Source organism: Halomonas ramblicola (assembly GCF_030409215.1).
Lineage (GTDB): Bacteria > Pseudomonadota > Gammaproteobacteria > Pseudomonadales > Halomonadaceae > Halomonas > Halomonas ramblicola.
Window position 1 is genome coordinate 1 of the sequence record NZ_JAUFPL010000011.1, and the last position, 9059, is coordinate 9059.

10 protein-coding genes are annotated in these 9059 nt (G+C 69.9%); 4 read left to right on the forward strand and 6 right to left on the reverse strand.

Annotated elements, in window-relative coordinates; translation table 11 throughout:
- Positions 1 to 130 precede the first annotated feature (130 nt).
- The gene (locus QWY80_RS02175) at positions 131 to 433 is read left to right on the forward strand and encodes a hypothetical protein (RefSeq protein ID WP_290229033.1); all 303 of its coding nucleotides are present in this window, start codon (positions 131 to 133) and stop codon (positions 431 to 433) included.
- Between the two features lie 207 nt (positions 434 to 640).
- Here QWY80_RS02175 and fba read toward each other — a convergent pair whose 3' ends face one another.
- The 5 genes from fba to QWY80_RS02200 form a co-directional block, all read right to left on the reverse strand.
- Positions 641 to 1705, reverse strand: a complete 1065-nt coding sequence (gene fba / locus QWY80_RS02180) for a class II fructose-bisphosphate aldolase (RefSeq protein ID WP_290229034.1) — start codon at positions 1703 to 1705, stop codon at positions 641 to 643.
- Between the two features lie 84 nt (positions 1706 to 1789).
- Positions 1790 to 2959: a phosphoglycerate kinase gene (locus QWY80_RS02185; RefSeq protein ID WP_290229035.1), complete on the reverse strand. Its 1170-nt coding sequence runs from the start codon at positions 2957 to 2959 to the stop codon at positions 1790 to 1792.
- 38 nt (positions 2960 to 2997) lie between these two features.
- Entirely contained in the window at positions 2998 to 4053 is a 1056-nt protein-coding gene (locus tag QWY80_RS02190; RefSeq protein ID WP_290229036.1) for a type I glyceraldehyde-3-phosphate dehydrogenase, read from the reverse strand.
- 52 nt (positions 4054 to 4105) lie between these two features.
- On the reverse strand, positions 4106 to 4822 hold the full coding sequence (locus QWY80_RS02195; RefSeq protein WP_290229037.1) for an LrgB family protein: 717 nt from the start codon (positions 4820 to 4822) through the stop codon (positions 4106 to 4108).
- Positions 4815 to 5189, reverse strand: a complete 375-nt coding sequence (locus tag QWY80_RS02200; protein ID WP_290229038.1) for a CidA/LrgA family protein — start codon at positions 5187 to 5189, stop codon at positions 4815 to 4817. The genes QWY80_RS02195 and QWY80_RS02200 overlap by 8 nt, the downstream gene beginning before the upstream one ends.
- Positions 5190 to 5341: 152 nt before the next feature.
- Here QWY80_RS02200 and QWY80_RS02205 point away from each other — a divergent pair, with 152 nt between their 5' ends.
- The 3 genes from QWY80_RS02205 to QWY80_RS02215 all read left to right on the forward strand — a co-directional run bounded on the left by QWY80_RS02205 (position 5342) and on the right by QWY80_RS02215 (position 7393).
- Positions 5342 to 5791, forward strand: coding sequence for an Hsp20/alpha crystallin family protein (locus QWY80_RS02205; RefSeq protein ID WP_290229039.1), 450 nt, complete (start codon positions 5342 to 5344; stop codon positions 5789 to 5791).
- A gap of 29 nt (positions 5792 to 5820) precedes the next feature.
- Complete coding sequence (locus QWY80_RS02210) at positions 5821 to 6213, forward strand: Hsp20/alpha crystallin family protein (protein WP_290229040.1); 393 nt, start codon at positions 5821 to 5823, stop codon at positions 6211 to 6213.
- A 127-nt stretch (positions 6214 to 6340) separates the two neighbouring features.
- Positions 6341 to 7393: a class I fructose-bisphosphate aldolase gene (locus QWY80_RS02215; RefSeq protein ID WP_290229042.1), complete on the forward strand. Its 1053-nt coding sequence runs from the start codon at positions 6341 to 6343 to the stop codon at positions 7391 to 7393.
- A gap of 86 nt (positions 7394 to 7479) precedes the next feature.
- Here the strand turns inward: QWY80_RS02215 and tkt are convergent.
- Positions 7480 to 9059: transketolase (gene tkt / locus QWY80_RS02220; protein ID WP_290229043.1), on the reverse strand; the 1580-nt coding region annotated here is incomplete at its 5' end.

A 9059-nucleotide genomic window follows, 5' to 3' on the forward strand; every position in this document is an offset into this window, starting at 1 on the left:
AGCGGCGACCCCGGCCCCAGCGGTTATTACAGATGCCCCGCCATGAAGCACGGGAGCAAATTCGGCAACACGGTCATCCGGAAAAGCTTAAGTAAGTGCCATTCAGTCCAGACCCCATGGAGGTGCGAACATGATGTCCAAGGAATTCCTCAAGAAACTCGGTATCTTCGGTGTTTCTTTCGGCCTGATCGCCAGCCCGCTGGCCTTCGCCGACTTCCACGAGGAAGAGGAGCAGGAGCCGGCCCCTCAGGAAGAGAGCGCCCCGGAAGCCAGCGGTGACACTGGCTACGACAGCACCGAGTACGAGAACGAGGAGCAGGAGACCCAGGACTGGGAAAGCTCCGGCTCGGATGGTGACACCGAGTACGAGGAGGAAGAGGAGGAATGGGAAGAGCCCGAGGAGGATGAGGACGACGAGGAATCCGCCTGGTAATTCCCCGGGGCCGTCCGCTGGGGCGGCCCTCCTCCCGAGCCAGCGTGAGAGGCAAGATGGCAAGCCTGTGATTGCCGCCACGGTTCGCCGTGGCGGCCTTTTCGTATGGTTGCGAGGTGTCGTCGTTCCCCCAGCCCGTCGGCAAGGCAATGACCCCAAACGACACGGGCGGCCGCCAGGGCCGCCCGTGTCCTCCCTCGTGCGGTATCACCGCACCTGGGGATCCAGTTCGCCGCGCGCGTAGCGTTCGAACATGGCCTCCAGGCCGATCGGCTCGATCTTCGAGGCGTTGCCGGCGGTGCCGAAGGCCTCGTAGCGCGCGATGCACAGCTCGCGCATGGCGGTCACGGTCTCCTTGAGGAACTTGCGCGGGTCGAACTCGCTGGGGTTGTGGGCCAGGAAGCGGCGCACCGCACCGGTGGAGGCCAGACGCAGGTCGGTGTCGATGTTGACCTTGCGCACGCCATGGCGGATGCCCTCGACGATCTCCTCGACCGGCACGCCGTAGGTCTCGGGGATCTCGCCGCCGAACTCGTTGATGATCTCCAGCCACTCCTGGGGCACCGAGGAGGAGCCGTGCATCACCAGGTGGGTGTCGGGGATGCGGGCGTGGATCTCCTTGATGCGCTGGATGGAGAGGGTGTCGCCGGTGGGCGGCCGGGTGAACTTGTAGGCGCCGTGGCTGGTGCCGATGGCGATGGCCAGGGCGTCGACGCCGGTGGCCTTGACGAAGTCGGCGGCCTCTTCGGGGTCGGTGAGCAGCTGCTCCATGTCCAGCTTGCCCTCGGCGCCGATGCCGTCCTCCTCACCGGCCATGCCGGTCTCCAGGCTGCCCAGGCAGCCCAGCTCGCCCTCCACGGAGACGCCGCAGGCGTGGGCCATCTCCACGGCGCGGCGGGTGACGTCGACGTTGTAGGCGTAGCTGGTGGGGGTCTTGCCGTCCTCGCCCAGCGAGCCGTCCATCATCACCGAGGAGAAGCCCAACTGGATGGAGCGCTGGCAGACCGCGGGGCTGGTGCCGTGGTCCTGGTGCATGACCACCGGGATGTGCGGGAACTCCTCCACCGCGGCCAGGATCAGGTGGCGCAGGAAGGGGGCCCCGGCGTACTTGCGGGCGCCGGCGGAGGCCTGGACGATGACCGGGGAGTCGGTCTGGTCGGCGGCCTCCATGATGGCGCGCATCTGCTCGAGGTTGTTGACGTTGAAGGCCGGCACGCCGTAGCCGTGTTCGGCGGCGTGGTCCAGCAGCTGGCGCATGCTGATCAGTGCCATTTATCGTACCTGTCTAGCGTGAGGGCGGCGCCGTCCGGGGACGGCGCCGCACTGGTCGTCGATCGTTGGGGGTGGCGTAGTCTATCAGGCCCGGGCGGCCGCGGCCTCCAGGGCGGCCACCGCGGGCAGGGTCTTGCCTTCCACGTATTCGAGGAAGGCGCCGCCGCCGGTGGAGATGTAGGAGACCCGCTCCTCGATGCCGTACTTGTCGATGGCGGCCAGGGTGTCGCCGCCGCCGGCGATGGAGAAACCGTTGCTCTCGGCGATGGCCCGCGACAGCGCCTCGGTGCCATGGCCGAACTGGTCGATCTCGAACACCCCCACCGGGCCGTTCCACAGGATGGTGCCGGCGTCCTTGAGCATGCCGCCCAGGCGCGCGGCGGTCTCCGGGCCGATGTCGAGGATCATCTCGTCATCGCCGACCTGATCGACCGGCTTGACCACGGCGGAGGCCTGCTCGGAGAACTCGGTGGCCACCACCACGTCGCTGGGCAGCGGGATCTCCACCTTGTCCATCAGCGCCCTGGCCTGGGGGATCAGGTCGGCCTCGTGCAGCGACTTGCCGACGTTGTGGCCCGCCGCGGCGATGAAGGTGTTGGCGATGCCGCCGCCGACGATCAGCTGGTCGCACTTCTCGGAGAGCGCGTTGAGCACCTCCAGCTTGGTGGAGACCTTGGAGCCGCCGACGATGGCCGCCATGGGGCGTTTGGGCGTGGCCAGGGCCTTTTCCAGGGCATCGAGTTCGGCGGCCAGCAGGGGGCCGGCGCAGGCGGTGGGGGCGAAACGCGCCACGCCGTGGGTCGAGGCCTGGGCGCGATGGGCGGTGCCGAAGGCATCCATCACGAAGACGTCGCACAGCTCGGCATACTGCCGGGCCAGTGCCTCGGCGTCCTGCTTCTCGCCGGCGTTGAAGCGCACGTTCTCGAGCAGCACCACCTCGCCGTCGGCCAGGTCGACGGCGGTGCCCAGGTAGTCCTCGACCAGGGTCACTGGGCCACCCAGCAGCTCGCCCAGGCGCTCGGCCACCGGGGCCAGGGAGAACTCCTCGGCGGGCTCGCCCTCGGTGGGGCGGCCCAGGTGGCTCATCAGCATCACCCTGGCGCCGGCATCGCGGGCCGCCTGGATGGTGGGCAGGGCGGCGCGCAGGCGGGCGTCGCTGGTCACCTTGCCGTGCTTGACGGGCACGTTGAGGTCCTCGCGGATCAGCACGCGCTGGCCGCGAAGATCGAGGTCGGTCATCTTGCGCACGTTCATGGGGGAAGCGTCCTCGTGATGGGAAAACCGGAAGCGGGTCAGGGGCTGGCGGGGGGCAGGGCGGCCAGCCGCCGGCTCACGTCGAGCATGCGGTTGGCGAACCCCCACTCGTTGTCGAACCAGCACAGCAGCTTGAGCAGGCGGCCGCCTGCCACCCGGGTCTGGGTGGCGTCCACGATACCCGAGCGCGGGTCGTGGTTGAAGTCGACCGAGGCCATGGGCTCCTCGGTGTAGCCGAGCAGCCCCGCCAGGCGCCCGCGGCTGGCCTCGGCGAGCAGGGCGTTGACCTCGGCGGCCGTGGTGTCGCGCTTCACCGTGATGGCCAGGTCCATGGCCGAGACGTTGATCGTGGGCACCCGCATGTGCAGGCACTCGAAGCGCCCGGCCAGGTGGGGCATCAGGCGGTTGATGCCGCGCGCCAGGCCGGTGTCCACCGGCACGATGGAGTGCATGGCCGAGCGGGTCAGGCGCAGGTCGGTCTGGTGGTAGGCGTCGATCACCGGCTGGTCGTTCATCGCCGAGTGGATGGTGGTGGTGACGCCGTGGTCGATGCCCAGCGCCTCGTCGAGCACGGTGAGCACCGGCACCAGGCAGTTGGTGGTGCAGGAGGCCGCCGAGACGATGCGGTGGGAGGTCGCGAGTTCCGCGTCGTTGATTCCGCTGACGATGGTGACGTCCACGTCGCTCTCCGCCGGCTGGGAGAACAGCAGGCGGCTGGCGCCGGCGGCCAGGTGGCGGGAAGCCGTGGCGCGATCCCTGAAGCTGCCCGAGCACTCCAGCACCAGGTCGACGCCCAGCTCGCCCCAGGGCAGGCGGTCCGGGTCGGCCTCGGAGAGCACCCGCATCGGCCGGCCGTCGATCACCAGACGGTCGCCCTCGGCCTCCACCCTGCCGGGGAAGCGGCCGTGGGTGGTGTCGTAACGGGTCAGGTAGGCGATGGTCGCCAGGTCGGAGAGCTCGTTGATGGCCACCACCTCGAGGGGCGGGGCATCGTGGCCGGCTCCCTGCTGCTCGGCTCCCTGCTGCTCGATCAGGGCGCGCAGCACACACTGGCCGATGCGGCCGTATCCGTTGATGGCGATGCGATGGGCCATGGCGGCGACGAGGTCTCCTGGCGGCGGCGGAAACCCCGGATTCTAGCGCACTTCAGCCGGCGAGTCCCGGCAGGTGCCAGGCCAGCGGCAACAGCAGGGCGGTGAGGATGCCGGTGAGGCTCATCCCCAGGGAGGCGAAGGCACCGGCGGTGGGGCCGATCTCGAAGGCGCGCACCGTGCCCAGGGCGTGGCCATTGATGCCCAGCGCCAGGCCGATCAGCCGCTCGTCGCGGATGTCCAGCCGGCGCGACAGCGGGCCGACGAAGCCGATCGCCGCCACCCCGGTGAGCAGCAGGCCGCCCATCATCAGCGAGATCGAGCCGCCGAGCTGCTCGGTGATGCCGATGGCGATGGGGGCGGTGACCGACTTGGGGGCCAGGGAGGCGAGCACCTCGGCCGGAGCACCCAGCAGCCAGGCGATACCCACCGCATAGAGGGCGGCCAGGCCGGCGGCGGTGGGCAGGCACACCAGCAGGGGACGCCACAGGGCACGGATGTGTGCCATCTGCTGGTAGAGGGGCAGCCCCAGGGCCACGGTGGCCGGGCCGAGCAGCAACATCAACCAGCCGGCGCCCTCCCGGTAGTCGGCGACGTCGATGCCCAGCAGCCACAGCGCCCCGGCCAGCAGCAGGGACGCCACCAGGATCGGCGGGCACCAGGCCGGGGCGCCGACGAGGCGCAGCAGGCGCTCGCCGGCGAAATAGGCGGACAGCGTCAGGGCGATGGCCAGCAACGGCGTAGCCATCAGGTGGTCGATCAGCTCAGCCATCCTCGCGGCCCTCCACCGGCACGGCGTCGGCGCCCAGCAGGCGGTGCATCAGCCACAGGGTGGTCAGCACGCTGAGCAGGGTGCCGAGCAGCAGGGCGGCGAGGATGGCCAGGCCGTGGCCGGCGAGGCGGTCGAGGATGAAGAAGATCCCCACCACCCCGGGCATGATCAGCAGGGCCAGCACCGCGATCAGCGGCCGGGCGGCGGCGGCGATATCGGCCGGGACCCGGCCGCGCAGCGACAGCCAGGCGGTGAGCAGCAGCATGCCGGCGACGCCGGCGGAGATCGGCAGGCCGGCCAGGGTGACCAGCACGTCGCCGAGCAGCAGGAAGCCGGTGAGCCACAGGAAGCCTCGCAGTACGCCCATGGTGTGCCTCGTCGCAGGGGGAGAAAAATTTGATCCACCGGGCCTTGAAACCGGCCCGAGCGAACCTATTTTGCAGATTACCGGGGCCCTGTCAGCCTCGCGGCGTTAGGCCCCGTCCCGTCATCTGGCCTGAGAATGAGGAGGTGTTCGACATGTTCGGAGATCTCAAGGGGTTGGATCCGACCCGTGCCCAGGGTCTGGAGTGGTTCCAGCAGCTGCTGGACGAGATGTTCCCGGGAAGCGGGGCGGCGGACATCCGCTCGGTTCCCCATGGCAGCTTCCCGCTGATCAACGTGGGCCGTACCGACGATGCGGTGCGGGTCTATGTCTTCGCGCCCGGCCTGGGCACTTCGGACCTCGAGGTCAGCATCCAGGACAGCGTGCTGACGGTGAGCGGGCGACGCCAGGCACCCGACGATGAGGCGACCCAAACCCGCTTCCGCCAGGAGCGCTTCCATGGCGATTTCAGTCGCGCCGTGGCGCTGCCCGAGGGGCTCGACATCGACCGCGCCGAGGCGCGCTTCCACCACGGCGTGTGCGAGATCGTGCTGCCCAAGAGCGAGGAACTCAAGCCGCGTCGCATCGAGGTTCAGGCTAGCTGAGGCCGAGTCCTGCAAGGAGGTGAGTGACCATGAACGAGATCACCCGTCGCGAGACGACCACCCCCGAAACCGCCGACCGCGAGCGCCGCAGCGAGACCCTGCTGCCGGCGGTGGACATCCATGAGGGCGACAACGCCGTGGAGATCGTCGCCGACATGCCCGGCGTCACGCCGGACACCCTGTGCATCGAGGTGGACAACGGCGTGCTGAGCCTGGAGGGCGAGGTGAGCCTGGCCATGCCCGAGGGGCTCAGCCCGCTCTACGCCGAGGTGCGCGCCCAGCGCTACGCGCGCCGCTTCACCCTGAGTCGCGAGATCGACAGCGAGGCGATCAGCGCGCGCATCGACAACGGCGTGGTCCACCTCACCCTGCCGCGCAAGGACAGCCACCGTCGGCGGCGCATCGAGGTGCAGGCGGCCTGAGCGGTCGCTCTTGCCGCGGCGCCCTCCCACCCCGGGAGGGCGCCTTCGCTTGAACATTCCTCTGCCCTCCGGGTAGTGTCATCCGCTACGCTGGGAATAGCGTCTCGAACCCCAAGGAGAGGAATCCATGACCGACATAGCCAAGCTGCTGGGCGACCAGGCCGAGTCCCTGCTGACCCACGAGTGCCGGGGCCTGCCCCGGGAGCAACTGCACCTGCCCGGGCCCGACTTCGTCGACCGGGTGGTGGCCGACAGCGACCGCAGTCCCGCGGTGATGCGCAGCCTGCAGGCGCTGTTCGACCACGGCCGCCTGGGGGGTACCGGCTACCTGAGCCTGCTGCCGGTGGACCAGGGCATCGAGCACTCCGCCGGGGCCTCCTTCGCCCCCAATCCGCTCTACTTCGACCCGGCCAACATCGTCGAGCTGGCCCTCGAGGGGGGCTGCAACGGGGTGGCCTCGACCCTGGGGGTGCTCTCGTCGGTGGCGCGGCGCTACGCACACCGTATCCCCATGGTGCTCAAGCTCAATCACAACGAGACCCTGAGCTATCCGGCCATGTACGACCAGACCCTGTTCGCCGAGGTGGACCAGGCCTTCGACATGGGCTGCGTGGCGGTGGGGGCCACCATCTACTTCGGCTCGCCGGAGAGCCGCCGCCAGATCATGGAGATCAGCGAGGCCTTCGAGCGCGCCCACCAGTTGGGCATGGCCACGGTGCTGTGGGCCTACCTGCGCAACCCGGCCTTCAAGCACGAGGGCACCGACTACCATGCGGCGGCCGACCTCACCGGCCAGGCCAATCACCTGGCGGCGACCCTCAAGGCCGACATCGTCAAGCAGAAGCTGCCCGAGACCAACGGTGGTTATCGTGCCATCGGCTTCGGCCACACCCACGACCGGGTCTACGACACCCTGGCCACCGACCACCCCATCGAGCTGGCGCGCTACCAGGTGGCGAGCTGCTACATGGGCCGGGCCGGGTTGATCAATTCCGGCGGTGGCTCCAAGGGCGCCTCGGACCTGGGCGAGGCGGTGCGCACCGCGGTGATCAACAAGCGCGCCGGCGGCATGGGGCTGATCTCCGGCCGCAAGGCCTTCCAGAAGCCCATGGCGGAGGGCGTCGAGCTGCTCAACGCCATCCAGGACGTCTATCTGGCGAAGGACGTCACCGTCGCCTGAGGGCCTGGCAGATAGCCAATAGAGAGGGGGCGCGGCCGACCGGCCGCGCCCCCTTCTTTCTTTCTGCCCACGCTGCGGGCCGGCGATCAGCCCTCGAGCAGCTCGGTGGCCTGGCGCACCACGTTGGCCACGCTGAAGCCGAAGTGGGCGAACAGGTCGCCGGCCTTGCCGGACTCGCCATAGGTGGTCATGCCGATCACCCGGCCGTCCAGGCCCACGTACTTGTACCAGCAGTCAGGATGCCCCGCCTCGATGGCCAGGCGGGCGGTAACCGCCCTGGGCAGCACCGATTCGCGGTACTCGGCGTCCTGGCCGTCGAAGCGGTAGGTGGAGGGCATCGACACCACGCGCACGGCGCGGCCCTGACCTTTCAGCTCGGCGGCGGCGTCCATGGCCAGGGCCACCTCGGCGCCGGTGGCGATCAGGATCAGCGCCGGCGTGCCCTCGCAGTCCTGCAGGATGTACCCGCCGCGCTGGATATCGGCCAGCTGCTGGGGCGTGCGCGGCTGGTGGGGCAGCCCCTGGCGCGACAGCACCAGGGCGGTGGGGCCGGCCTGGCGCTTCAGGGCGGCGTCCCAGGCGGCGGCGGTCTCGGCGGCGTCGCAGGGGCGCCAGGTGGCCAGGTTGGGCGTGCTGCGCAGGGCGGTGAGCTGCTCGATGGGCTGGTGGGTGGGGCCGTCCTCGCCCAGGCCGATGGAGTCGTGGGTGAAGACGTAGATGACGCGCTGGCCCATCAACGCCGCCATGCGCACGGCGTTGCGCATGTACTCCATGAAGATCAGGAAGGTGGCGCCATAGGGGATGAAGCCGCCGTGCAGGGCGATGCCGCTCATGATGGCGCCCATGCCGAACTCGCGCACGCCGTAGTGCAGGTAGTTGCCGTCGGGCGTGTCGGGGGTGATCGCGCGGGCGCCGTCCCAGAAGGTCAGGTTGGAGGGCGCCAGGTCGGCGCTGCCGCCGAGCAGCTCGGGGAGCTGCGGGCCCAGTTCGTTGAGGCAGGCCAGCGAGGCCTTGCGCGAGGCGATGGCCTCGCCCTTCTCCTGGGCGCGCTGGACCATCGCCTCGCTGGTCAGCTCGGCGGGCAGCTGGCCCTGGACGCGGCGCTCGAACTCGCGGGCCAGCTCGGGATGCTCGGCGCGGTAGCGCTCGAAGCGGGCCTGCCAGGCGTCCTGGACGGCGCGGCCCTGCTCGCGGGCGTCCCAGCCCTGGTAGATCGGTTCGGGGATATGGAAGGGCGCATGCGGCCAGTCGAGGCGCGCCCGGGCCGCGGCCACCTCGTCCTCGCCCAGCGCGGCGCCGTGGCACTCCTCCTTGCCCTGCTTGTTGGGGGCGCCGAAGCCGATGATGGTGCGGCAGACGATCAGGCTGGGCCGGTCGTCGTGGGCCTTGGCCTGCGCGATGGCGGCGGCGACCGCCTCGGGGTCGTGGCCGTCGACGGCGGGTACCACGTGCCAGCCATAGGCCGCGAAGCGCCCCGCGGTATCGTCGGTGAACCAGCCCTCGACCTCGCCATCGATGGAGATGCCGTTGTCGTCGTAGAACACCACCAGTTTGCCGAGCCGCTGGGTGCCGGCCAGCGAGCCGACCTCGTGGGAGATGCCCTCCATCAGGCAGCCGTCGCCGACGAAGCACCAGGTGTGGTGGTCGACGACGCTGTGGCCGGGGC

Excerpts from the sequence above, each read along its gene's own strand:
- QWY80_RS02205 (WP_290229039.1), top strand. The coding sequence starts at position 5,342 with ATGTTCGGAGATCTCAAGGGGTTGGATCCGACCCGTGCCCAGGGTCTG.
- QWY80_RS02200 (WP_290229038.1), bottom strand. The coding sequence starts at position 5,189 with ATGGGCGTACTGCGAGGCTTCCTGTGGCTCACCGGCTTCCTGCTGCTC.
- QWY80_RS02190 (WP_290229036.1), bottom strand. The coding sequence starts at position 4,053 with ATGGCCCATCGCATCGCCATCAACGGATACGGCCGCATCGGCCAGTGT.
- QWY80_RS02175 (WP_290229033.1), top strand. The coding sequence starts at position 131 with ATGATGTCCAAGGAATTCCTCAAGAAACTCGGTATCTTCGGTGTTTCT.
- QWY80_RS02215 (WP_290229042.1), top strand. The coding sequence starts at position 6,341 with ATGACCGACATAGCCAAGCTGCTGGGCGACCAGGCCGAGTCCCTGCTG.
- QWY80_RS02210 (WP_290229040.1), top strand. The coding sequence starts at position 5,821 with ATGAACGAGATCACCCGTCGCGAGACGACCACCCCCGAAACCGCCGAC.
- QWY80_RS02195 (WP_290229037.1), bottom strand. The coding sequence starts at position 4,822 with ATGGCTGAGCTGATCGACCACCTGATGGCTACGCCGTTGCTGGCCATC.
- QWY80_RS02185 (WP_290229035.1), bottom strand. The coding sequence starts at position 2,959 with ATGAACGTGCGCAAGATGACCGACCTCGATCTTCGCGGCCAGCGCGTG.
- fba (WP_290229034.1), bottom strand. The coding sequence starts at position 1,705 with ATGGCACTGATCAGCATGCGCCAGCTGCTGGACCACGCCGCCGAACAC.